Origin of the sequence: Pantoea sp. Cr_R13 (genome assembly GCF_029222565.1) — a bacterium.
GTDB lineage: Bacteria > Pseudomonadota > Gammaproteobacteria > Enterobacterales > Enterobacteriaceae > Pantoea > Pantoea eucalypti.
The window spans coordinates 326,127-351,540 of record NZ_JARHXL010000003.1; the positions used below are offsets into that span (position 1 = coordinate 326,127).

Genomic DNA, 25,414 nt, shown 5'->3' on the forward strand with positions numbered 1-25,414 from the left:
CAAAAATGCGTCCTGTTGTCCGAAAATAGAGCACCCGGAAGGGAAGATGGGGATGAAAGGTTCATTCTTCTGGTGCCTGTGACAAAATAGCACAAGTCTCACCGCAGCATACCGGAGCGCATGCCATGCAGGATCGTAACTTTGACGATCTCGCGGATAAATTTTCGCAAAATATTTACGGCACCACTAAAGGGAAAATACGGCAGGCCATTCTTTGGGACGAGCTGGAGAAGATTCTGCCCGATCTGTCGTCACACCCGCTGTCGGTGCTGGACGCGGGCGGCGGTATTGGCCAGGTCTCCAGCGGGCTTGCGGCACAGGGCCATCAGGTTCTGCTGTGCGATCTCTCTGGTGAGATGCTACGCCGGGCAGAGGAAAATGCGGTGTCGCAGGGTGTGAGCCATAACATGCAATTCAGACAAATTAGCGCTCAGCAGGTGGGCGAACATTTGGATAAGCCGGTGGATCTGGTATTGTTCCACGCTGTGCTTGAATGGGTCGCTGAACCGGAGACGGTGCTGAAAGCGCTGTTCGATCTGCTGCGTCCAGGAGGCGTCATGTCGCTGATGTTTTACAATCTGCACGGCCTGACACTGCGCACCTTAACGCTGGGTAATTTCGGCTATCTGCGCACCAATCTGACCAAACGCAAAAAGCGAACGCTGTCGCCTGATTATCCGCGCGACCCTGAACAGGTTTATCGCTGGCTGGAGGCGTGTGGTTTTGTGATTGAACAGCGTGCCGGGATCCGGGTATTCAGTGATTACATGAAGCCGCCGAAGGGCGAACCAAAAAGCGACGACGAAATTATTGAGATGGAGCGGCGTTACTGCCGTCAGGAACCCTTTTTGAGCTTAGGGCGTTACATCCACGTGACCGCGCGTAAACCCGGGCAGAAGGACGAATTATGAGTGAATTTTCCCAGACGGTACCTGAACTGGTCTCCTGGGCGCGCAAAAATGACTTTTCCCTTGCGCTGCCAGTGGAACGTCTGGCCTTTTTGCTGGCTATCGCCACCCTTAATGGTGAGCGGATGGATGGCGAAATGAGTGAAGGCGATCTGATTGATGCATTCCGTCACGTCAGTAAAGCTTTCGAACAAACCCACGAAACCGTGTTGGTTCGCGCCAACAACGCCATTAATGACATGGTGCGACAGCGCCTGCTCAACCGCTTTACCAGCGAACTGACCGAAGGCAACGCTATCTATCGCCTGACGCCGCTGGCCATCGGCATCACTGACTATTACATCCGTCAGCGAGAATTTTCGACGCTGCGCCTGTCTATGCAGCTGTCGATTGTGGCCAATGAGCTTAAGCGAGCAGCCGATGCGGCGCAGGAAAACGGCGACGAGTTCCACTGGCATCGCAATGTTTTTGCGCCGCTGAAATATTCGGTGGCGGAGATCTTCGACAGCATTGATATGACCCAGCGTCTGATGGATGAACAGCAACAGGCGGTGAAAAACGATATTGCTGAACTGCTGAATAAAGACTGGCGCGCGGCTATTTCCAGCTGTGAAATGCTGCTTTCCGAAACGTCAGGGACGTTGCGTGAACTGCAGGATACGCTGGAAGCTGCGGGCGACAAACTTCAGGAAAACCTGCTGCGGATTCAGGATGCCACGCTGGACAGCCCGGACCTGGGCTTTGTCGATAAGCTGGTGTTTGACCTGCAAAGCAAGCTCGACCGGATTACCAGCTGGGGCCAGCAGGCGATCGACCTGTGGATCGGCTATGACCGCCATGTGCATAAATTCATTCGTACTGCCATCGACATGGATAAGAACCGCGTCTTTGCGCAGCGCCTGCGGGTATCAGTACAGAATTACTTCGACGCGCCCTGGGCGCTGACCTACGCCAACGCCGACCGTCTGTATGACATGCGTGATGAAGCGCTGACGCTGCGGAATGACGAAGTGATGGGCGAACTGCCGCCGGAGATGGAATACGAAGAGATCAACGAAATTCGCGAACAGCTGGCAGCGATGATTGAAGACGCGCTGCAGGTCTATAAATCGCAACAAAAACCGCTCAACCTCGCGTCAGTGATGCGCGACTACCTGGCCCAGTATCCACGCGCCCGCCATTTCGATCTGGCACGCATTGTGGTGGATCAGGCGGTGCGCCTTGGCGTAGCAGAAGCTGATTTAGCCGGTTTGCCTGTGGAATGGCAAGCCATCAATGATTACGGAGCCAAGGTGCAGGCACATGTCATCGACAAATATTGAACAAGTGATGCCGGTTAAGCTGGCACAGGCACTGGCCAACCCGATTTTTCCCGCGCTGGATAGCCAGTTACGCGCCGGACGTCATATCGGTATCGAAGAGCTGGATAATCACGCGTTTCTGATGGACTACCAGTCGTTTCTCGAAGAGTTTTACAGCCGTTATCACGTTGAGTTAATTCGTGCGCCGGAAGGTTTTTTCTATCTGCGTCCGCGTTCAACCACGCTGATTCCGCGTTCCGTGCTTTCTGAGCTGGACATGATGGTCGGGAAAATTCTTTGCTATCTCTACCTCAGTCCGGAACGCCTGGCCAATGAAGGGATTTTTACCCAGCAGGAGCTTTACGACGAGCTGCTCTCGCTGGCGGACGAGAATCGCCTGCTGAAGCTGGTTAACCAGCGTTCCACCGGTTCGGATCTGGATCGCACCAAACTGCAGGAGAAAGTGCGCGCCTCTCTGAGCCGTTTGCGCCGTCTGGGTATGGTGTGGTTTTACGGTAACGACAGCAGCAAATTCCGCATCACTGAATCCGTGTTCCGCTTTGGTGCCGACGTGCGCAGCGGTGATGACGCCCGTGAAGCGCAGCTTCGCCTGATTCGTGATGGCGAAGCCATGCTACTGGAAAACGCGACAGCACCGGTCGACACCGACGAAGGTGACGGTCAGGAAGGCGACGCGAGTGAGAACGCAGAGGAAGAACAGGCATGATTGAGCGCGGAAAGTTTCGTTCGCTTACGCTGATCAACTGGAACGGCTTTTTTGCCCGTACTTTTGATCTCGATGAATTAGTGACCACGCTGTCAGGCGGTAACGGTGCGGGTAAGTCCACCACCATGGCGGCATTTGTTACCGCGCTGATCCCCGATTTAACATTGCTGCACTTCCGAAATACTACCGAAGCGGGCGCAACGTCAGGATCACGTGACAAAGGTTTGCACGGGAAGCTGCGTGCCGGCGTCTGTTACTCCATGCTGGATGTAGTGAATTCTCGCCATCAGCGTGTGGTGGTCGGTGTCCGTCTGCAACAGGTCGCCGGACGCGATAAAAAGGTCGATATTAAACCTTTCAGTATCCATGGCCTGCCAACCGATACCAACCCGACCGATATGCTGACGGAAGTGCTTAACAGCCGTCAGGCACGCGTATTGCCGCTGAATGAGGTGAAAGAGCGGGTTGAGGCGCAGGAAGGCGTACAGTTCCGCGCCTATAACTCAATTACCGATTATCACGCCATGATGTTTGATCTGGGCGTGGTGCCGCGACGTCTGCGTTCTGCCAGCGATCGCAGCAAGTTTTATCGCCTGATTGAAGCCTCACTGTATGGCGGTATCTCCAGCGCCATCACCCGATCGCTGCGTGATTACCTGCTGCCTGAAAACAGCGGCGTGCGTAAAGCGTTTCAGGACATGGAAGCGGCGCTGCGCGAAAACCGCATGACGCTGGAGGCAATCCGCGTTACCCAGTCTGACCGCGATCTCTTTAAGCATCTGATCTCCGAGGCGACCAGCTACGTTTCGGCTGACTATATGCGCCACGCCAATGAGCGTCGGGGGCATCTCGACAGTGCGTTACAACTGCGCAGTGAGCTGTTCAGCAGTCGCAAGCAGCTCGCCACCGAGCAGTATCGTCATGTTGAGATGGCGCGCGAACTGGCTGAACACAGTGGCGCAGAGAACGATCTCGAAGTCGATTATCAGGCCGCCAGCGATCACCTGAACCTGGTGCAGACGGCGATGCGTCAGCAGGAGAAGATTGAGCGTTACGATGCCGATATCGAAGATCTGACGCTGCGTCTGGAAGAGCAGACCGAAGTGGTCGCCGAAGCGCGTGAAATTCAGGAAGAGAATGAAGCGCGTGCCGAAGCAGCTGAGCTGGAAGTGGATGAGCTGAAAAGTCAGCTGGCCGATTTCCAGCAGGCACTCGACGTGCAGCAAACCCGCGCCATCCAGTATCAGCAGGCCTTGCAGGCGCTGGAACGCGCCCGTACGCTTTGCCAGCTGCCCGATCTGAGCATCGACAATGCCGCTGAATGGCAGGAAAGTTTCCAGGCCAAAGAGGAAGAGGCGACAGAACGCCTGCTGCGCCTGGAACAGAAGCTGAGCGTGGCGGAAGCGGCACACAGTCAGTTCGAACAGGCGCTGGCGCTGGTGACCAGCATTGCCGGTGATGTGTCTCGTCAGGATGCCTGGCAAACCGGTCGCGAACTGCTGCGTGATGCCAGCAATCAGCGTCATCACGCGGAACAGCTCTCATCGCTGCGTCTGCGTCTCAATGAGCTGGAACAGCGCCTGCGCGAGCAGCATGAGGCGGAGCGTCTGCTGGCTGAGTTCTGCAAGCGCCAGGGACAGCATTACGAAGCCGATGCGCTGGCTGGCCTGCAGCAGAAACTGGAAGCACAGATTGAACAGCTGAACAGCAGCGTCTCGGACGCCGGTGAGCAGCGCATGATGATGCGTCAGGAGCTGGAACAGCTGCGTGAACGCATCGCCAGCCTGACCGCCCGCGCGCCACACTGGCTGGCGGCGCAGGAGATTCTGACGCAGCTCAGCGAACAGACTGGCCAGGCGCTGAACAGCAGCCAGGACGTCACCGAATATATGCAGCAGCTGCTGGAGCGTGAGCGTGAAAGCACCGTCGAGCGCGACGAAGTGGCCGCACAAAAACGCGATATCGAGCAGCAGATTGAACGACTCAGCCAGCCAGGCGGTGCGGAAGATGCGCGACTGACCCAGCTGGCAGAACGTTTTGGCGGCGTCTTACTGTCTGAAATTTATGATGATGTCACACTGGATGATGCGCCGTACTTCTCCGCACTCTACGGTCCGTCACGTCATGCGATCGTGGTGCCGGATCTGTCACGTGTTCGTGAGTTGCTGGACGGGCTGGAGGAGTGCCCGGAAGATCTCTATCTGATCGAAGGTGATCCGCAGTCGTTCGATGACAGCGTTTTCAGCGTGGATGAGCTGCAGAATGCGGTGGTTGTGAAGGTGGCTGAGCGTCAGTGGCGCTACTCCCGCTTCCCGAAAATACCGCTGTTTGGCCGTGCTGCGCGTGAAAATCAGCTGGAGCTGCTGCATCTTGAACGCGACAAGCTGGCCGGACGCTACGCGACGCTGTCGTTTGACGTGCAGAAAACGCAACGTCTGCATCAGTCGTTCAGCCGTTTTATCGGCAGTCATCTGGCCGTGGCGTTTGACGCTGACCCGGAAGCGCAGATCCGTCAGCTGGGCGCACGCCGGGCTGAACTGGAACGGGCGCTGAATCAGCACGAGAGCAATAATCAGCAGCAGCGCCAGCAGTATGAGCTGGCGAAAGAGGGCGTGTCACAGCTAAACCGACTGCTGCCACGCGTTAACCTGCTGCTGGATGATACGCTGGGCGATCGTTGCGAAGAGATTCGTGAGCAGGTCGATGCGGCGCAGGATGCGGCGCGCTTTCTGCATCAGCACGGCGCGAAACTGGCGAAACTTGAGCCAATTATCGCCGTGTTGCAGAGCGACCCGGAACAGCACGAGCAGCTGCAGGCGGATTATCAGCAGGCACAGCAGCAACAGCGTAATGCGCGTCAGCAGGCCTTTGCCCTGACCGAAGTGGTGCAGCGTCGCGCCCACTTCAGCTATGACGACTCAGCCAGCATGCTCAACGGCAACAATGACCTCAGCGATAAGCTGCGTCAGCGTCTGGATCAGGCTGAAGGTGAACGTAGTCGCAGTCGTGATCGCCTGCGTGAACATCAGGCGCAGCTGACGCAATACTCGCAGGTGCTCGCCTCGCTGAAAAGCGCCTATGACGCGAAACGCGACATGCTGAAAGAGCTGCAGCAGGAAATGCAGGACATTGGCGTCCAGGCTGACAGCAGTGCAGAAGCGCGCGCGCGCGTTCGTCGTGACGAGCTGTACACAGCACTCAGCCACAACCGTGCCCGCCGCAATCAGCTGGAGAAACAACTCACCTTCTGCGAAGCGGAGATGGATAACCTGCAGAAGCGACTGCGTCAGCTGGAGCGTCAATATCATCTGGTGCGGGAGCAGGTGGTCAGCGCCAAAGCGGGCTGGTGTACCGTACTGCGTCTGGTGAAAGAGAATGGCGTTGAGCGTCGTCTGCATCGCCGTGAACTGGCCTACCTGAGCGGCGATGAACTGCGCTCGATGTCGGATAAAGCATTGGGTGCGCTTCGTCTGGCGGTGGCGGATAACGAACATCTGCGCGATGTGCTGCGGTTGTCGGAAGATCCAAAACGACCGGAACGTAAGATTCAGTTCTTTATTGCGGTTTATCAGCATCTGCGTGAGCGTATCCGTCAGGATATTATTCGTACTGACGATCCGGTCGAAGCGATTGAACAGATGGAAATCGAACTGAACCGTCTGACCGAAGAGCTGACGGCACGTGAGCAGATGCTGGCGATCAGTTCGCGCAGTGCGGCCAATATCATCCGTAAAACAATCCAGCGCGAACAGAATCGCATCCGTCAGCTCAACCAGGGCTTGCAGACCGTCAGCTTTGGTCAGGTGCACAGCGTACGGCTCAACGTGAATGTGCGTGAAACGCATGCCATGCTGCTGGACACACTGTCGGAGGAGCACGAGCAGCATCAGGATCTGTTTAACAGTAATCGCCTGACCTTCTCCGAAGCGCTGGCGAAGCTTTATCAGCGTCTCAATCCGCACATCGACATGGGGCAGCGTACGCCGCAGACCATCGGCGAGGAGCTGCTGGACTACCGCAACTATCTGGAGATGGAAGTGGAAGTTAACCGGGGTTCTGATGGCTGGCTGCGTGCAGAGAGCGGTGCGCTCTCAACCGGTGAAGCGATTGGTACCGGTATGTCCATTCTTGTGATGGTGGTGCAAAGCTGGGAAGAGGAGTCCCGTCGTCTGCGAGGCAAAGACATTTCGCCATGCCGACTGCTGTTCCTTGATGAAGCGGCCCGTCTGGATGCCCGCTCCATCGCCACACTGTTTGAACTGTGTGAACGACTGGAGATGCAACTGGTGATTGCCGCGCCAGAGAACATCAGCCCAGAGAAAGGCACGACCTACAAACTGGTGCGTAAAGTGTTTAATAACACCGAGCATGTGCATGTGGTTGGCCTGCGTGGTTTTGCTGCGGATCCTTCGCCGGTGCGTGCGGGAAGCGAAGCCGATGCATTACCCGATTTAACGGCTGAAAAATCACAGGCGGAAACGTAGTCAAAAACTGAACCATTCGTTAATCTGGTTACGGCATTTGTCGCATGAGGCAAATGCCGTTTTTGTTTGTATACTCACATGATGAGTCACAGCGCGGTCGCAGCGGATACAGGGAATGCTGCGAAGTTGAAAAATAAGGAGGCAGGGATGTTGCGGGTAAAAAAATTACATCATCATCGCGTTGTATCATTGCTGGCGCTGGCGCTATCCGTTGTTCCATTTACGCTACCGCAGGCTGCTGTCATCGCCGCTTTGCCTGGAACAAGTCAGGCGGCCATCTCCGTATCCGACAGTCAGCAGCGCATTCGACAGGCGTTTTCCAGCGCCGACCAGCCATTTTATCTGGGACCGCTGGCAGCGCTTTATGCATCCCGTCATATGCAACCGCTCTGGCAGGATCCTCAGGCGGTGCAAAAATTTCAGCAGCAGCTGGCAGAAGTGGCGCTGTCTGGCGTTCAGCCGCAGTTCACGCGCTGGATTGAGCGTCTGACCAACCCCGCCATTACCGGCTTTGCCCGGGATATTGCGTTGTCTGATGCGATGCTCGGTTATCTGCAATTTGTGTCGAATGTGCCGACGCAGGGTGAAACCTGGCTCTACAGCAATATTCCCTACAGGCTGACCCAGCCCTCCGTGGCGGTGGTTAATCAGTGGCAGAATGCGGTCAATGCCGGTTCTGACAATGCATTTATTGCCTCCTTACAGCCGCAGCATCCACAGTATCAGCCCATGCATGCTGCGCTTATCACCCTGCTTAGCGATAAGCAGCCCTGGCCGCAGCTGAAAAGCAGTGAAACACTGCGTCCGGGCCAGGTCAGTGATGACGTGCCTGCGCTACGCGAAATTTTGCAGCGCAGCGGCATGTTAACGGCGCAGGTTAACGCGCCGACACCCAATGACGATGCGGTACCCGTTGCCGCCTCGCCAGTAACGCACAGCGATCAGCCTGTTGCAGTCAGTCCTTCTGCCGCGCCAGTCAGCAATCTGCTCACCCCATCACCACAATCACCGGGTAACGTACAGAGTCAGACGCTGGAAGGAAATACCGCCAATATTTATGATGAGACGCTGGTGGCGGCGGTGAAGCGTTTCCAGCAGTGGCAGGGACTGGATGGTGATGGGGCTATCGGTGCCAGAACCCGTCAGTGGCTTAACGTCTCTCCGCAGATGCGTGCGTCGTTACTCGCGCTGAACATTCAGCGTCTCCGCCTGCTGCCGGACGATATGCATAACGGCATCATGGTGAACATCGCCAACTACTCGCTGATTTACTACAACAATGGCAATAAGATCCTCTCATCACGCGTCATCGTCGGACGTCCGGACCGTAAAACGCCGTTGATGCGCAGCGCACTCAATAATGTGGTGCTGAATCCGCCGTGGAATGTGCCAACAACACTGGTGCGAAAAGATATTATTCCAAAAGTGAAACTGGATCCGACCTATCTTTACAAGCATGGTTATACCCTGCTGTCGGGCTGGAGTGCTGACGCTGAAGTGATTGATCCCAGCATGATCGACTGGCGTATGGTCACCGCCTCATCATTCCCTTATCGCCTGATTCAGGCACCGGGGGAGGCGAATGCGCTGGGCCGTTATAAATTTAATATGCCAAGCTCGGATGCGATCTACCTGCATGACACGCCAAACCATAATCTGTTCCAGCGTGATATCCGCGCGCTCAGCTCCGGCTGTGTCCGGGTGAATAAAGCATCTGAACTGGCGGGATTATTACTGCAGGACGCGGGCTGGAACGATGCGCGTATTTCCAGCACGTTAAAAGAGGGCGACACCCGCTATGTTCCGATTCGCCATCGCATTCCAGTGAATCTCTATTATCTTACGGCGTGGGTCGCTGATGATGGCAAACCCCAGTTCCGCACAGATATTTACAATTATGATGACACCGCCCGTTCGGGCAGTCAGGCTCTCAGTCGGGCTGAGCAGTTACTGCTCTAGTGATTGATTTTAAATCGTTAGCAGCGTCCCGGTCATTTACACTAATATTTTCAAATGGCGATCCCTCCGGGGATCGCTTCACAAACCATGGGCAGATGGGTTGACGCTTCTCTGAGAGAAAGTTATGGTTCGGCGTGTGCGCTTTTTGCACATTTCTCGGGCTTCATTCTCAGGTAAACCGTTACATGTCTACTATTGATTCTTCTCGTCGCAAACTACTGCTGTGTGGTAGTGCCGCCGCCGGACTGGCTTTATTGCCTGCTTCCGCAAGGGCCTCGCTTTCTACGTCTCGTCCGCGTGTATTGATGCTTAATAATCTTCACACCGGTGAAACCCTTAAAACTGAGTTTTTTAATGGTAAGAGTTACGACAAGGATGAGTTGTCACGATTAAATCACTTTTTCCGGGACTATCGCGCCAATAAAGTGAAAAGCATCGATCCGCACCTGTTTGATCAGATTTTTCGCCTGCAGGCGCTGCTGGGTATGCGTAAACCGATTCAGCTGGTGTCCGGCTATCGCTCACTGGCAACCAACAACATGCTACGTGAGAGTGGTCCAGGTGTGGCAAAGCACAGCTACCACACCAAGGGTCAGGCGATGGATTTTCATATCGAAGGCGTTTCGCTCGCCAATGTACGCAAAGCGGCGTTATCTCTGCGCGCAGGTGGTGTAGGATATTATCCCCGCAGTAACTTTGTACATATTGATACCGGGCCGATCAGGCACTGGTAACGACACCGGCAACGCTGCGTGAGCCGGTCATGGAGCGTTATGAATTACCACATTATTCCTGTTACAGCGTTTGCCCAGAACTGCTCAGTGATCTGGTGCGACTCCACGCGCGAAGCCGCGCTGGTCGATCCCGGCGGCGATGCCGAACTTGTCAAACAAACGCTGGAACAACTCGGACTTAAACCTGCTCAGATTCTGCTGACGCATGGACATCTTGATCACGTCGGGGCTGCCGTTGAACTGGCTGCCTTCTGGCAGATTCCGATTATCGGCCCGCAAAAGCGCGATGCTTTCTGGCTGGAAGCGCTGCCTACCCAGAGCCGGATGTTCGGCCTGGACGAGTGCGCACCTTTTACCCCCGATCGCTGGCTTGAAGAGGGGGAGAGCGTTCAGGTAGGGTTGATCACGCTCGAAGTCCTGCACTGTCCGGGACATTCACCTGGCCACGTGGTCTTCTTTGACCGTCAGGGACGATTGCTGATTTCAGGCGACGTTATCTTTAATGGCGGGGTGGGACGCACAGACTTCCCGCAGGGCGATCATCAGCAGCTTATCAATGCTATCCGCACAAAATTACTGCCGCTGGGCGATGATGTGACGTTTCTGCCCGGTCACGGTCCGATTTCTACGCTGGGACATGAGCGCGTGAGTAACCCTTTTCTGCAGTAAAAATCAGCGATCTTTCCTGCAATAAAAAATGGGCCATCAGGCCCATTTTTGTTTCGTCGTCAGCGTTACAGCACCGCGACAATCGCTTCGCACAGTGCCGACATATTGTCTGGCGTCATGCCTGCCACATTCACCCGGCCTGAGTTAACGGCATAGACACCGAACTCTTCACGCAGGCGAATTACCTGGTCTTTGGTTAAGCCACTGAACGAGAACATACCGTTTTGCTTAATAATAAAGCTGAAGTCACGCTGAGCGCCTTTCTCTGCAAGGGTGTTCACAAACAGCTGACGCATGCGCTGAATGCGCTGGCGCATATCTGACAGCTCCTGCTCCCAGATGGTTCGCAGTGTATCGTTGCCCAGAATAGTGGCGACGATAGCGGCACCATGCGCCGGCGGATTGGAGTAGTTAGCGCGGATGGTGTATTTCACCTGACTGAACGCCGTATCTGCCACGCTGGCTTCAGCCGCCACCACGGTGATGGCACCGACACGCTCGTTATACAGACCAAAGTTCTTGGAGTAGGAGCTGGCGACGATCAGTTCCTGATGCGAGGCGGCAAAAATGCGCAGGCCTTCTGCATCTTCATCCAGACCACGGGCAAAGCCCTGGTAGGCGAAGTCAAACAACGGCAGCCACCCATTGGCCTGTGACAATTCCGCCAGCTGTTGCCACTGCTCAGCGGTTGGGTCAATACCGGTCGGGTTATGGCAGCAGCCGTGGAACAGCACCACATCACCTGGCTGAACCTGCTGCAGCGACGTCAGCATGCCTTCAAAATCCAGCGTATGGTTTGCCGCGTCATAATAGTGATATTCACAGACTTCAAGACCGGCCGCATTAAACACGTTGTTGTGGTTAGGCCAGCTCGGATTGCTGATCCAGACCCGCTTCACGGAGGTTTGCGTCGCGAGGAAATCTGCTGCGACACGTAACGCACCTGTGCCACCTGGCGTCTGCGCCGTACGTGCGCGGCCTGCAGCGATCAGCGGGCTTTGATTACCGAACAGCAGGACCTGCGTGCAGCGGGCGAAATCAGCCAGGCCATCAATGCTCAGATAGTTTTTGGTGGTTTCGTTTTCCAGCAGGTATTGCTCAGCTTTTTTAACACTGGTCAGCACCGGGGTCTTGCCGGTTTCGTCTTTGTAGACGCCGATACCCAGATTGATTTTTCCAGGGCGGTCATCAGCACGAAACAGATCGGCCAGCCCAAGAATAGGATCGGCGGGTGCAGCAGAGATCGATTCAAACATGTGTCAGGTCCATTAGCGTGAACTTTAGCGGAAAGAGCTGTCAGGTTAACGTCCGGCCAGGGAAATGCCAACCGTTTGCGAGACAAATTCATCAATTTTCACGTGTTCATTTCACGGCGAGGAGAAGCTGAATTTCAGGCGAAGTAAAAAGCGGAGTGTCGGGCAGATTTCAGGAATGACAGCCATAAAAAAACGGGGCTTTAGCCCCGTTTTTTAACCCGTCGGAAGCAGGATTAGAACTGGTAAACCAAGCCTACTGCTACAGTGTCATCGGTGTTCAGACCCAGCGCGTTATTGTCATCCAGCTGGTTGATCTGATAGTCCACGTAGGTAGACATGTTTTTGTTGAAGTAGTAAGTTGCACCAACGTCGATGTATTTAACCAGGTCAGCATCGCCAACGCCTTCGATATCCTTGCCTTTAGACTGAACATAAGCAATGGATGGGCGCAGACCGAAGTCGAACTGATACTGTGCAACCAGTTCAATGTTCTGTGCTTTGTTAGCAGAGGCAGAACCTGTCTGTGTAACGCCTGCAGCATTCACACTGGTGTTAATAGTAATTGGTGTAGAGTTACGGGTTTCACCGTACATCGCTGCCAGGTAAACATTGTTTGCATCATATTTCAGAGCAGTTGCCCAGTTTTCAGCACGTTTGCCCTGGCCAACAACGTTACCATTGATATCGGTAGTGCCGTCTGCCTGAGAGTTTGTGCGATCGCTGCTGCTGTATGCGCCAACGATACCAACACCGATTGGTGAGGTATAGCTGGTTGATGCACCCCAGCCGTCGCCGTTAGCACGACGCGTGTCGGTACGCTCGTTTTTACCCTGATACTGAAGTGCGAAGTCCCAGCCATCTACCAGACCAAAGAAGTTGGTGTTACGGTAGGTCAGCAGGCCGGTGCTACGACCGTTCATGAAGTTATCTGAGTATCCTGAGTCGCCACCGAACTCTGGCAGCATATCGGTCCAGCCGATTGCATCATAAACCACACCGTAGTTACGGCCGTAGTCGATTGAGCCAGCGTCGCCGAATTTCAGACCAGCAAAGCCCAGACGGGTTTTGTTGCCGTTTTGTGCGTCAGAACCTTCAGAGTTATTCGCCTGAATGTTGTATTCCCACTGGCCGTAACCGGTCAGCTGGTCATTAATCTGAGTTTCGCCTTTGAAGCCGAAACGAACGTAAGATTTGTCGCCGTTGTTGCCGTCGCCATCTGAGCCATCGTTATCAGAAAAATAGTGCAGGCCAACAGCTTTACCGTACAGGTCCAGTTTGTTGCCGTCTTTGTTATAGATTTCTGCAGCATTTGCTGCGCCGGCGGCTAACAGAGCAGGGATAACCACTGCAAGAATATTGCGCTTCATCATTATTCATTACCCTCATTGGAGTTATTTGTACACCTGCCACTGCCGTCAGGAAATCTTTACAGAACCCTTAACGAAGTTTGGTGTCTTCCTGTGTCTGCACGCATCTTTCCATCCCACCCGCAGTAATTCTAGCGCTTAAATGCTACTAAACTCGTAATCTTGTTTCAGCAGGAAAATTTGTATTACAAAATGTAAAAAGCACGGAACTTTGTGAGTGAACTCAAAATTTACAAAAATAAAAAAAGGCCGGCAGTGCCGACCTCGTTATATATATGAATTTCTTATATTTAATGCCGAAATCAGAAACTCGCGTTGCGTGGCGTGCGCGGGAAGGGGATAACATCCCTTACATTTTGTACGCCAGTGACATAGGCGATTAAACGTTCAAAGCCCAAACCAAATCCAGAATGTGGCACGGTACCGTAGCGACGCAGATCACGATACCACCAGTAATCTTCTTTATTCAGACCCATCTCTTCGAGTCGTGCATCCAGCACATCCAGACGCTCTTCACGCTGTGAACCACCGATGATCTCACCAATGCCAGGCGCCAGAACATCCATTGCCGCCACGGTTTTGCCATCGTCGTTCAGACGCATATAGAACGCTTTAATGTCTTTCGGATAGTTTTTCACCACGACCGGCGCTTTAAAGTGTTTCTCTGCCAGGTAACGCTCATGCTCAGAGGAGAGGTCGATTCCCCAGGAAACTGGGTTTTCGAAGGTCTGACCGCAGTTCATCAGGATTTCAACCGCGTCGGTGTAGTCGACCTGGGCAAAATCAGTGGTAATGAAACGCTGCAGACGCTCTACGGCTTCTTTATCGACGCGCTCAGCGAAGAAGGCCATGTCATCGGCGCGCTCTTCCAGCACCGCATTGAACACATACTTCAGCATTGACTCGGCCAGGGCGGCGGCATCATCCAGTGTCGCAAACGCAATTTCCGGCTCCAGCATCCAGAATTCCGCCAGATGACGGCTGGTGTTGGAGTTCTCTGCGCGGAACGTCGGGCCAAAGGTGTAGATCTTCGACAGGGCGCTGGCATAGGTTTCACCGTTCAGCTGACCGGAAACGGTCAGGAAAGCTTCTTTGCCAAAGAAATCTTCGCTGAAATCGACTTTGCCCTGATCGTTGCGCGGCAGGTTTTCCATATCCAGCGTAGAGACACGGAACATTTCACCGGCACCTTCGGTATCGGAGGCGGTAATCAGCGGCGTGGAGACCCAGAAATAGCCATTTTCATGGAAGAAGCGATGCAGCGCCTGCGCCAGTGTATGGCGAACGCGGGCCACTGCGCCAATCAGGTTGGTGCGTGGACGCAGGTGCGCCACTTCACGCAGATACTCAATGCTGTGACGTTTCGCCGCCATCGGATAGCTGTCCGGATCTTCCACCCAGCCAACCACTTCCAGGCTGGTTGCCTGAATCTCAAACGCCTGGCCCTGACCCGGCGATGCCACCACTTTACCGGTGACGATAACGGAACAGCCGGTGGTCAGACGCAGCACTTCATCCTGATAATTATTCAGAGAATTATTGACGACAGCCTGAACGGGATTAAAGCAGGAGCCGTCATAGACAGCGATGAAGGAAAGACCGGCTTTGGAATCTCTTCGGGTACGCACCCAACCACGTACGGTGACTTCACTGTCAACCGCGACGCGACCGTGCAGTACGTCCGCTACAGGCACTACGCTCATAAATATCTCTCTATATAGAAGAAGTGAGTTAAAAGTTGCCCCATCCGGGGTTTTGCTATGTTACTTGCGAGTCTTCAGGAAACAAGCAAAATTCAGGGGGAATGCAGATTTATTACAGCAGAGGCGGGGCGCATCAACGCCCCGATAAGAAGAGGATTAACTCGCTTTTTTCACCAGCGGCAGATCGAAGGCTTTTCGCAGGGCTTTTACAAAGGCTTTATCCTGGCAGATAGTTTTGCCGGGGCTGTCTGAGAGTTTCGCCACCGGTTTACCATTGCACTGCACCAGCTTGATAACGATATTCAGTGGCGTTACGCCCGGAATGTCGCAGGTCAGGCGGGTACCGATGCCGAACACGACATTCGTCCGCTGGCCAAAGTGGCGGTATAACGCCAGGGCTTTGTCGAGATTTAAGTTGTCAGAGAAGACCAGGTGTTTGCTTTGCGGATCGATACCCAGGCTCTGATAGTGGGCAAGGGCTTTTTCGCCCCATTCAACCGGATCGCCGGAGTCATGGCGCAGTCCCTGATAGCGACGGGCAAACAACGGACCGAAATCGCGCAGGAAGGCGTCCATGGCAATACAGTCAGTCAGCGCAATGCCCAGTTGATCGTCATACTCGTCCAGCCACGCCTGCAGCGCCGCGCGCTGGCTATTGGCGAGGACCGGGCTGATCTGCTGGAAGGCCTGGAACCACTCATGCGCCTGTGTCCCGACCGGCGTGAGTGACAGTCGGCGCGCCAGATCATAATTACTGGTGCCAATCAGCCACGGGAAATCCTGTTTCAGCGTTGAGACGATCGACTGCTGCACATCCTGTGAGTAGCGACGACGGGTGCCGAAATCCATCAGGCGGAAGCGTGACATATCCAGGTCAGCCACCTGCGTCTTAAAGTCGCCGAGTTTCTGGTGTAAATGGTCAATCGCCTGCTGCGTGGTAACCTGCGGTGTGCGATGACGATGCACAATCTCGCTGATCAGCGCCAGCAGCGGCACCTCCCACATAATGACTTCCCGCCACGGCCCCTGAATACGGATATCCAGTTTGCCATGGTGATTGCGCACCTCAACCTGATCAGGGTTATAGCGGAACTGGCGTAACCAACTGAGGTAATCCTGCTGGAAGAAGGGGAGGTGTGACAGCCAGGTCGCTTCATCATCAGTCAGCGCCAGGTGTTGCATAGCGGTTATCGCGTCACGAATTTCGTCAGCGTAGAGACCCAGCAGTTCGTCGCCGCGGCAGCGAAACTCCGCCGCCACCGTTACGTCATGATAGCGGTGGAAAACGGCCTGCTGCATATGGAGCTTATAGGCGTCCGTATCCAGCAGCGAGGTCAGTATCGGGGAAGCATGTCCTGTCATGGCGCGTTTCAGCATCCTGTTCGGTGGCGCAGAGCCCGGTGTTGTACACAGTCATAAAGACGCGAAAGTATAATTCACTATCTGAACCCGATCACAGCATATTTCAGTCGGGTGGGTCGAGGCCAATCTGTGCCTTTGTTAACAAACTGTAGCCATTTCACCCTTTAGGTGCATTGTGCGTGGCAAGCTTGTAGTAACAAGCTTAGACTTTGCCGGTAAACTTATAACAACGCGAGACGCAATATGACGCAACAGCCCCAAATCAAGTATCGCCACGATTATCGTGCGCCTGATTACACCATCACCGATATCGATTTAACCTTTGAACTGGATGCGTCCACCACCCGTGTTACGGCCATCAGCCAGGTTAAACGACTGGGCGACAGCCAGGCTGAGCTGCGACTGGACGGCGAAGCGTTAACGCTGATTGCGCTGGAGATCGACGGGCAACCCTGGACGGCTTACCGTGAAGAAGAGGGCGCACTGGTGATCAGCCAGCTGCCGGAAAGCTTCACCCTGAAAATCATCAATGATATTCATCCGGATCAGAACACCGCGCTGGAAGGGTTGTACAAATCGGGCGAGGCGCTCTGCACCCAATGTGAAGCTGAAGGCTTCCGCCATATTACCTGGTACCTCGATCGCCCGGATGTCCTGGCGCGCTTTACCACCACCATTTATGCAGACGGTGAACGCTATCCATTCCTGCTCTCTAATGGTAACCGCATTGACAGCGGCCGGGATGAGCAGGGTCGCAGCTGGGTGAAGTGGGAAGATCCGTTCCCGAAACCTTGTTACCTGTTTGCGCTGGTGGCAGGCGATTTCGACGTGTTGCGTGACAGTTTTACCACCCGTTCAGGCCGTGATGTGGCGCTGGAGATCTTCGTCGATCGCGGTAATCTCGACCGTGCCGACTGGGCGATGACCTCGCTGAAAAACAGCATGAAGTGGGATGAAGAGCGTTTCGGCCTGGAGTATGACCTCGACATCTTTATGATCGTGGCGGTGGACTTCTTCAATATGGGCGCAATGGAGAATAAAGGCCTGAACGTCTTCAACGCCAAATATGTACTGGCGAAAGCGGAAACGGCGACCGATAAAGATTATCTGGGTATTGAAGCCGTTATCGGCCACGAATATTTCCACAACTGGACCGGCAACCGCGTGACCTGCCGCGACTGGTTCCAGCTCAGCCTGAAAGAGGGATTGACCGTGTTCCGCGATCAGGAGTTCAGCTCTGATCTGGGTTCACGTGCCGTGAACCGCATCGATAATGTGCGTATCGTGCGTGGGGCGCAGTTCGCCGAAGATGCCAGCCCAATGGCACACCCGATCCGTCCGGATCAGGTTATTGAGATGAACAACTTCTACACCCTGACGGTGTATGAGAAAGGGTCAGAAGTGATCCGTATGATGCATACCCTGCTGGGTGAAGAGAATTTCCAGAAAGGCATGAAGCTCTACTTTGATCGTCATGACGGCAGCGCCGCCACCTGTGATGATTTTGTCCAGGCGATGGAAGATGCCTCAAACGTCGATCTGTCGCAGTTCCGCCGCTGGTACAGCCAGTCCGGTACGCCGGTACTGACGGTGCGCGACGATTACAATCCGGAACTGGAGCAGTACACCCTACACGTCACGCAGCACACGCCAGCGACCGCCGATCAGAAAGAGAAGCTGCCCCTGCATATCCCGCTGGATATTGAACTTTATGACGGTGAAGGCAAGGTGATCCCGCTGCAGAACAACGGTCATCCGGTGCACCATGTGCTGAATGTCACCGAGGAGTTCCAGACCTTTATTTTCGATAACGTTTACTTCCAGCCGGTGCCGTCACTGCTGCGCGAATTCTCTGCGCCAGTGAAACTCGATTATAAATGGAGTGATGCACAGCTCACCTTCCTGATGCGCCATGCCCGCAACGACTTCTCCCGCTGGGATGCGGCGCAGAGCCTGCTGGCGACCTACATCCGTCTGAACGTTGCACGCTATCAGCAGGGCCAGCATCTGTCGCTGCCGCTGCATGTCGCCGACGCCTTCCGTGCAGTATTACTGGATACCGACTGCGATCCAGCCCTGACGGCGCTGATCCTGACCCTTCCGTCGGAAAATGAGATTGCCGAGCTGTTCGATACCATCGATCCGCAGGCGATTGCGCTGGTGCGTGACGCTCTGCAACGCACGCTGGCACGTGAACTGGCCGATGAGTTTTTTGCCATCTACAACGCCAATCAGCAGCCTGAATACCGCGTGGAGCATGATGCGATTGGTCAGCGCAGCCTGAAAAATACCTGCCTGACCTATCTTGCCTTTAGCGATGCGCAGCTGGCAGACAAGCTGGTACAGACGCAGTACCACCAGGCGACCAACATGACGGATGCACTGGCGGCGCTTTCCGCGGCTGTGGCGGCTCAGTTGCCGTGCCGTGATGCGCTGCTGGCGGCGTACGATGAGCGCTGGCATCAGGATGGTCTGGTGATGGACAAATGGTTTGTTCTGCAGGCCACCAGCCCGGCTGCCAACGTGATGCGCAATGTGCGTCAGCTTCTGACTCATCGCTCCTTCACCATGAGTAATCCAAACCGCGTTCGCTCGCTGGTGGGTGCCTTTGCCTCGGCTAACCCGGCCGCGTTCCATGCGAAAGATGGCAGCGGTTATAAGTTCCTGGTGGAGATGCTTACCGACCTGAACACCCGTAATCCGCAGGTCGCGGCACGAATGGTAGAACCGCTGATTCGTCTGAAACGTTATGACGAAGACCGTCAGGCGATGATGCGCCAGGCGCTTGAGCAGTTGCTGCAGCTGGATAAGCTCTCTGGCGATCTTTACGAGAAAATCACCCGGGCACTGAACGCCTGATGACCCGTCCTGGCATAGGTTGACACGCTATGCTGTTAAAACGCCTGATGCACTGCATCAGGCGTTTTTTATTTCAGCGCTGCTGCGCGTAACGGACGGGCTGCGGTCGTTCCGTGCGCTGCATCACCCGATCCAGCACCTCCGCTTCCAGCTCGGCCAGCCGCGCAGAACCACGACGCCGCGGACGTGGCAGGTCCACCAGCAGATCCAGACCGATCTCGCCCTCTTCAATCAACAGCACGCGATCCGCCATTGCCACCGCTTCACTGACATCATGTGTGACCAGCAACACGGTAAAGTTATGCTGTTGCCACAGTGACTCAATCAATCTCTGCATTTCAATGCGCGTCAGGGCATCCAGTGCGCCCAGCGGTTCATCCAGCAGCAGCAAACCAGGTCGATGGATCAGCGCCCTGGCCAGTGCCACGCGCTGTTTCTGACCGCCAGAGAGTGCAGCCGGCCACTCACTGGCCCGATCGGCCAGTCCTACCGCCGCCAGAGCATCCATTGCCGCGCTGCGCCATTCGCGCCCGCGCAGGCCCAGACCGACGTTATCGATCACTTTTTTCCACGGCAGCAGTCGCGCATCCTGAAACATCAGGCGTGTATCTTCTCGCGCTGACTGCAGCGGCGCATTGCCCGCCAGCAGTTCACCGCTGGAACTCTGTTCAAGTCCGGCCAGCAGACGCAACAGGGTGCTTTTGCCACAGCCGCTGCGACCCACTACCGCCACAAACTGACCTGAAGGAATATGCAGGTCGATCTTATTGAGTATGGTGCGACTGCCATACTGTTTGCTGACGCCGTTGACGCCAACCGGCGTACCGGTGTTGAGGCGGGCCGGTGAGAAAGTCTGGCTCATGCGTTCTCCTCCTTCAGTTGGTAAGCGGGATGCCAGCGCAGCCAGATACGTTCCAGTAACAACGCGGCGACATCCGCCAGTTTGCCGAGCAGGGCGTAGAGAATAATGGCCACCACCACCACATCGGTCTGCAGGAATTCACGCGCATTCATCGCCAGATAGCCGATGCCAGAACTGGCGGAGATGGTCTCGGCGACAATCAGCGTCAGCCACATCAGACCCAGCGCGAAACGCACGCCGACCATGATATTGGGCAGCGCACCAGGCAGGATCACCTGAATAAACAGGCTCCAGCCGGAGAGGCCATAGCTGCGGGCCATCTCAACCAGCCCGCGATCAATGTTGCGGATGCCATGATAAGTATTCAGGTAGATCGGGAACAGCGTGCCCAGCGCCACCAGAAAGATTTTGGCGGACTCATCAATGCCGAACCAGAGGATCACCAGCGGGATCAGTGCCAGATGCGGCACATTACGCAGCATCTGCAGCGAGGTATCCAGCAAACGCTCACCGGTTTTTGAGGTGCCCGTGATTAAGCCCAGCAGCAGGCCGAGAGATCCACCGATGCTGAAGCCGATCAGCGCCCGCCAGCTGCTGATCGCAAGGTGCTGCCAGAGTTCACCGCTGGCAGTCAGCTGCCAGAAGGTGGTCACAATCTTCTCCGGTGCGGGCAGAATGCGGTTCGATAACCAGCCGGTCTGTGAGGCTATCTGCCACACCACGACCAGCAGCGTTGGCAGGAGCCAGGGTAGCAACGTATCAGCAAGGCGTTTTCGGGTTCTGGCCATCATGTTCTCCTCAGCCCCGGGCGACTTTTTTCTCAGGGGTAAAATCGTTGGCGACCGCTTCACCGTGCGCCTGAACCACCCGCGGCTGGGGCACCAGGGGAACCTGCAGATCCAAATGCGGGAACAGCAGTTCGCCAACGCGATACGCCTCTTCCAGATGCGGATATCCCGACAGGATAAAGGTTTCGATGCCCAGCGCTTCATACTCCCTGATACGTGCGGCAACCGTCGGACCATCGCCGACCAGCGCCGTACCGGCTCCGCTGCGCACCAGGCCCACGCCGGCCCACAGGTTCGGGCTGATTTCGAGCTTGTCGCGTCGACCGCCGTGCAGTGCGGCCATCCGGCGCTGACCCACAGAATCTGCCCGCTGGAACGCTGCCTGTGCTTTCGCGATAGTGGCGTCATCGACATTGGCAATCAGCCGGTCAGCGGCCTGCCAGGCCTCTTCATTGGTTTCACGCACAATCACATGCAGACGGATGCCGAAGCGTACGGTGCGTCCCTGAGCAGCGGCTTTGGCGCGCACCTGGTCAATCTTCTCTTTAACCTGCGCAGGCGGCTCACCCCAGGTGAGATAAACATCGACCTGTTCGGCCGCCAGCTCCTGGGCCGGTTCAGAAGAGCCACCGAACCAGAGTGGCGGACGAGGCTGCTGCACCGGTTTAAACATCAGACGCGCGCCGCGAACCTTCACGTGCTTGCCTTCATAATCGACGGTTTCGCCTTCCAGCACCCGACGCCAGACACGGGTAAACTCGGCAGACTCTGCGTAACGCTCACGGTGATCCAGGAACACACCGTCGCCCGCCAGCTCTTCCGGATCGCCGCCGGTGACCAGATTGAACAGCGCGCGGCCATTGGAGAGCCGATCCAGAGTGGCAGCCTGACGCGCCGCCTGAGTCGGTGAAATCACGCCGGGACGTAACGCGACCAGGAAGCGCAGGCGCTGAGTGACCGGAATCAGCGAGGCGGCAACCAGCCAGGCATCTTCGCAGGAGCGGCCAGTCGGGATTAATACGCCACCGAAGCCGAGGCGGTCGGCGGCCTGTGCCACCTGTTGCAGATAGGCGTGATCAACCGGTCGCGCCCCTTCGGCAGTACCAAGATAGTGACCGTCGCCATGCGTCGGCAGAAACCAGAAAATGGATACGCTCATTATTGTTGCTCCTTAGTGCGTTACGGTATGCGGTTGCCAGATGCGATCCTGAATCGTCACTTTTACGGGCAACAGATGATTGGCATAGAACAGGTCAGCGGTGCGCTGCTGAGCCGCAGCGGTTTCAGCGCTCACCGGTGAAATCCGGGTTGGTGGCCGATGGCTGAGATAGCTGGCGATAACCGGCTCAGGCAGACCCATTGCCTGCGCCAGCAGTGTGGTGCTCTGCTGACGCTGGCTGATTGTCAGCGCATCGGCCGCGCTAAAGGTGTCGAGAACCTGCTGGATAAAGGCGCCATGGGCTTCGGCATAGCTGCGGGTCGCTAAATAGAATGAGCCAGTCAGATTAAGTGCGCTGCCATCAGTCAGCAGACGCGAATGACCCTGCAACAGCACCGAGGAGTAGTAGGGGTCCCAGATTGCCCAGGCATCAACATCTCCCTGCTGGAAGGCGGCGCGCGCATCGGCGGGTGTCAGATAAACCGGTGTAATATCTTTAAAACTCAGGCCCGCCTGCTGTAAGGCGCGAAGCAGTAAATTATGCGAGCTGGAGCCTTTCTGGAACGCGACCTTTTTCCCTTTCAGATCTGCGACCTGCTTCAGAGGACTCTCTTTTGGGACCAGAATCACTTCTGCTTTAGGCTTTGGCGGCTCAGAGCCGACATAAAGCAGATCCGCGCCAGCGGCCTGGGCAAACAGTGGCGGAAGGTCACCGGTGCTGCCGAGGTCAATACTGTTGATGTTCAGCGCTTCCAGCATTTGTGGACCCGCCGGGAACTCGATCCACTTAATCTGAGTATGGGGAAAACGCTTCTCCAGTAACTGATGTGATTTTGCCAGCACCATGCTGACTGAACCTTTCTGATAGCCGATACGAATCTCAGCCGGATCGGATTCGGCGGCCTGAACCAGAGGGGCGATGAGTAAAAGTCCTGCCACCAGCCACTTTCCAACTATTTGCTTCATCAAACTCTCCCTTATACCGCTTGCGCAACGGGGTGATGGTGACGGGTCAGCGCCAGCCAGAACGCAGTGACGGCTTCATCCAGGCGCTGTGACAGTGAATCCTGTAAAACCGGCTGACGATCGTAATGGGTAATCTGGCTGTCCTCGGCATAAACACCGTGCAGGATCTCCTGCGCTTTTAAGGCGTTAAGAACCGGTTTCAGGGCGTAATCCAGCGCCAGCATGTGGCCGACACTCCCGCCGCTGGCCAGCGGCAACACAACCTTGTGCTCGAGTGCACGTTCAGGTAGCAAATCGAGCAGGGTTTTCAGCGCGCCTGAAAAGGACGCCTTATAAACAGGTGTCGCCACAATCAGGCCATCAGCAGACGCGAGGTCTTCACGGAGGGCCAGGAGCGCGGGTGCATCAAAACGTGCATTGATCAGATCGTCAGGCTGAAAGTTGTGAATACTCCAGGGAATGACTTCAATGCCACGCGCTTCCAGCTTGTGCTGACACAGCGTCAGCAATGAAGTCGAGCGGGAAGGAAATCGTGGGCTGCCAGCCAGCGTAATAACGCGCATCATCACTCCTTATAACTAAAAGTTATTGATTATCTAAAGTTGAGAACTAATGGCTTAATACTGTCAGAGCTACGGAGTGGGCTTAAATGATTTATCCGGCAAAGTAAGGGTGAAAATTGCAAATAGAAGACGCTGTTGCAGAACGGAACGCAGAAGCTTCCGATAATTCTTAATTTAGGTTCCGGCAGGCGGTGAACTCATTAAGGAGTGTGATACGAGATGGTCAAAATGGGGGAGGGTGCTGAAAAAAATCGTTTTCGTCTGATTGCTTAATCAATCTTCCTGAGAGTCATACAGCTTTTAAACGAAGCGGTGAGCATAATAGCCCCTTTGAGCGGCACAGAATCTGCCTGTCTGCGGAAGCATCTGCCTGAAACTAAGATTAATCGCAGAAAGAAAACTGCAATGAAAATGAAGTAATGGTGAAGTTATTCACTATTACAGATGTTCTCTTACACATTCCTGAACATGGTTACGTCTGCTTTGCCAGGCTATTTTAAATCGATCATCAACGGTTTTAACATTTACGCGGACTATAGATGCACTTTCATTAACAGTGATTTTCACAGGAAACGTTAAGATAATTTTTACTACTGGTCTTTATTCGCATTACCGGTTTAAGATAATCAGGCCAAATGAAAGCTATCATAATAATAGCGCATTACTCTTTTCGACGTTTCGCCTCTGGTCAGGACCTGCATCCGGCAGGTGACGCGTATTGTCTTTTTTCTAACAGCAGAGAATTGCCTATGTCTGACACTCTATTATCTGTAATTATTCCAACTTACAATGTTGAAAAATATATTGTGGAGTGCGTCGATTCATTATTACGTCAGGTTAAAGCGCCCAATGAAATACTCATTGTGAATGATGGTTCCACCGATGGAACATTAGCCTTACTTGAACAGAATTATGCGCATCTTCCTCAGGTAAAAATAATTACCACTGAAAATGGAGGCGCCGGTCAGGCCCGGGATGTGGGCATTGCACAGGCGAAGGGCCAGTTTCTCTTTTTCTGTGATCCGGACGACGTCGTGGCCGATGGCCTGGTGGCCGAACTGGCTATGGTGGCGGAAAAGCATCCTGAAACGGACCTGTTCTGTTTTAAATCGTGTGTATTCCGCGATGGTCACATTGACATCACTTCACCAAAAGTGAGGCACGAACGCTTTGGCCAGCAAAAGCCACAGGACGTCCTGCTGGCGCTACTGCGTAATGGCAGCTATACCTCGGCGGCGTGGAGTTATGTCATCAGCAAACGCGTTATTGAGCAGCATAAATTGCGCTTTGTTAAACGTGTTCATGAAGACCACAATTTTACCCTTTCCAGTTTTATGAAAAGTCAGCAGGCCTGGGTAAGTCATCAGGTCTATTATAAACAGCGTATTCGCAACGGTTCACTGACCAACAGTACTAAAAGCAATGAGTTTTTCCATCAGCGCTATGACGCTTTTATGCACGCCTACAACACGTTAACCGGATCAATGGTTAAATCAGCATGGCGTGACACACTGGAAAAAGCCTATTTAGTTCACTCGTTTCGTCTGATGATCTATTTATCGCTCTACAATCGAACACCTGTTCCTGAATATGTGCTGAATGCTATTCGCTTTTTGGGACGTAATGTAAAAGCAGAGAGCTTTAAAGAGTGGTTATTGTTTAATCGTCCTGAACTGTTTATTGCGCTGCAGCATTACAAAGTCAAAAAAGAGTTGAAAAACGCGGCCTGATCACAAAAAACAGCCTG

The 25,414-nt window shown here is 54.6% G+C and carries 18 protein-coding genes; 9 read left to right on the top strand and 9 right to left on the bottom strand.

Annotated elements, in window-relative coordinates:
- Positions 1–125: 125 nt before the first annotated feature.
- The 7 genes from cmoM to P2R09_RS02650 all read left to right on the top strand — a co-directional run bounded on the left by cmoM (position 126) and on the right by P2R09_RS02650 (position 10,782).
- Positions 126–911 carry a tRNA uridine 5-oxyacetic acid(34) methyltransferase CmoM gene (cmoM, locus tag P2R09_RS02620; RefSeq protein ID WP_008925851.1) on the top strand — a complete coding sequence of 262 codons (786 nt, stop codon included), beginning with the start codon at positions 126–128 and terminating at the stop codon, positions 909–911.
- Positions 908–2,230 carry a chromosome partition protein MukF gene (gene mukF / locus P2R09_RS02625; RefSeq protein WP_275766874.1) on the top strand — a complete coding sequence of 441 codons (1,323 nt, stop codon included), beginning with the start codon at positions 908–910 and terminating at the stop codon, positions 2,228–2,230. Before cmoM ends, mukF begins: the two co-directional genes overlap by 4 nt.
- On the top strand, positions 2,211–2,936 hold the full coding sequence (gene mukE, locus P2R09_RS02630) for a chromosome partition protein MukE (RefSeq protein WP_008925852.1): 726 nt from the start codon (positions 2,211–2,213) through the stop codon (positions 2,934–2,936). Before mukF ends, mukE begins: the two co-directional genes overlap by 20 nt.
- Entirely contained in the window at positions 2,933–7,420 is a 4,488-nt protein-coding gene (gene mukB, locus P2R09_RS02635) for a chromosome partition protein MukB (protein WP_275766879.1), read from the top strand. Before mukE ends, mukB begins: the two co-directional genes overlap by 4 nt.
- 147 nt (positions 7,421–7,567) lie before the next feature.
- Positions 7,568–9,379 (top strand): L,D-transpeptidase, encoded by a 1,812-nt coding sequence (gene ldtD / locus P2R09_RS02640; RefSeq protein WP_275766881.1) that lies wholly within the window; start codon positions 7,568–7,570, stop codon positions 9,377–9,379.
- A 185-nt stretch (positions 9,380–9,564) separates the two neighbouring features.
- Positions 9,565–10,113 (top strand): YcbK family protein, encoded by a 549-nt coding sequence (locus P2R09_RS02645; protein ID WP_003849393.1) that lies wholly within the window; start codon positions 9,565–9,567, stop codon positions 10,111–10,113.
- A 39-nt stretch (positions 10,114–10,152) separates the two neighbouring features.
- Positions 10,153–10,782 (top strand): MBL fold metallo-hydrolase, encoded by a 630-nt coding sequence (locus P2R09_RS02650; protein ID WP_003849395.1) that lies wholly within the window; start codon positions 10,153–10,155, stop codon positions 10,780–10,782.
- A 65-nt stretch (positions 10,783–10,847) separates the two neighbouring features.
- On the opposite strand, the gene P2R09_RS02655 is transcribed toward P2R09_RS02650, so the two are convergent.
- The 4 genes from P2R09_RS02655 to pncB all read right to left on the bottom strand — a co-directional run bounded on the left by P2R09_RS02655 (position 10,848) and on the right by pncB (position 16,470).
- On the bottom strand, positions 10,848–12,038 hold the full coding sequence (locus P2R09_RS02655; RefSeq protein WP_275766884.1) for an amino acid aminotransferase: 1,191 nt from the start codon (positions 12,036–12,038) through the stop codon (positions 10,848–10,850).
- Between the two features lie 233 nt (positions 12,039–12,271).
- Entirely contained in the window at positions 12,272–13,408 is a 1,137-nt protein-coding gene (gene ompF / locus P2R09_RS02660; RefSeq protein ID WP_275766886.1) for a porin OmpF, read from the bottom strand.
- A 299-nt stretch (positions 13,409–13,707) separates the two neighbouring features.
- On the bottom strand, positions 13,708–15,108 hold the full coding sequence (gene asnS / locus P2R09_RS02665) for an asparagine--tRNA ligase (protein WP_008925857.1): 1,401 nt from the start codon (positions 15,106–15,108) through the stop codon (positions 13,708–13,710).
- 156 nt (positions 15,109–15,264) lie between these two features.
- Positions 15,265–16,470, bottom strand: a complete 1,206-nt coding sequence (pncB, locus tag P2R09_RS02670) for a nicotinate phosphoribosyltransferase (protein ID WP_008925858.1) — start codon at positions 16,468–16,470, stop codon at positions 15,265–15,267.
- Between the two features lie 243 nt (positions 16,471–16,713).
- On the opposite strand from pncB, the gene pepN reads away from it, so the two are divergent.
- Positions 16,714–19,329 (top strand): aminopeptidase N, encoded by a 2,616-nt coding sequence (gene pepN / locus P2R09_RS02675; RefSeq protein WP_187512715.1) that lies wholly within the window; start codon positions 16,714–16,716, stop codon positions 19,327–19,329.
- A gap of 73 nt (positions 19,330–19,402) precedes the next feature.
- On the opposite strand, the gene ssuB is transcribed toward pepN, so the two are convergent.
- From ssuB to ssuE, 5 genes are read right to left on the bottom strand one after another with little or no spacing between them, the layout of a single operon-like run.
- Positions 19,403–20,191, bottom strand: coding sequence for an aliphatic sulfonates ABC transporter ATP-binding protein (gene ssuB, locus P2R09_RS02680; RefSeq protein WP_275766892.1), 789 nt, complete (start codon positions 20,189–20,191; stop codon positions 19,403–19,405).
- Positions 20,188–20,979 carry an aliphatic sulfonate ABC transporter permease SsuC gene (gene ssuC / locus P2R09_RS02685; protein ID WP_275767269.1) on the bottom strand — a complete coding sequence of 264 codons (792 nt, stop codon included), beginning with the start codon at positions 20,977–20,979 and terminating at the stop codon, positions 20,188–20,190. The genes ssuB and ssuC overlap by 4 nt, the downstream gene beginning before the upstream one ends.
- 10 nt (positions 20,980–20,989) lie before the next feature.
- On the bottom strand, positions 20,990–22,138 hold the full coding sequence (ssuD, locus tag P2R09_RS02690; RefSeq protein WP_275766894.1) for an FMNH2-dependent alkanesulfonate monooxygenase: 1,149 nt from the start codon (positions 22,136–22,138) through the stop codon (positions 20,990–20,992).
- Between the two features lie 12 nt (positions 22,139–22,150).
- Positions 22,151–23,104: a sulfonate ABC transporter substrate-binding protein gene (locus P2R09_RS02695; RefSeq protein ID WP_275766896.1), complete on the bottom strand. Its 954-nt coding sequence runs from the start codon at positions 23,102–23,104 to the stop codon at positions 22,151–22,153.
- An 11-nt stretch (positions 23,105–23,115) separates the two neighbouring features.
- Positions 23,116–23,667, bottom strand: a complete 552-nt coding sequence (gene ssuE, locus P2R09_RS02700; RefSeq protein WP_275767271.1) for an NADPH-dependent FMN reductase — start codon at positions 23,665–23,667, stop codon at positions 23,116–23,118.
- A 749-nt stretch (positions 23,668–24,416) separates the two neighbouring features.
- Here ssuE and P2R09_RS02705 point away from each other — a divergent pair.
- Positions 24,417–25,397 (top strand): glycosyltransferase family 2 protein, encoded by a 981-nt coding sequence (locus P2R09_RS02705; RefSeq protein WP_275767273.1) that lies wholly within the window; start codon positions 24,417–24,419, stop codon positions 25,395–25,397.
- Positions 25,398–25,414: the final 17 nt, after the last annotated feature.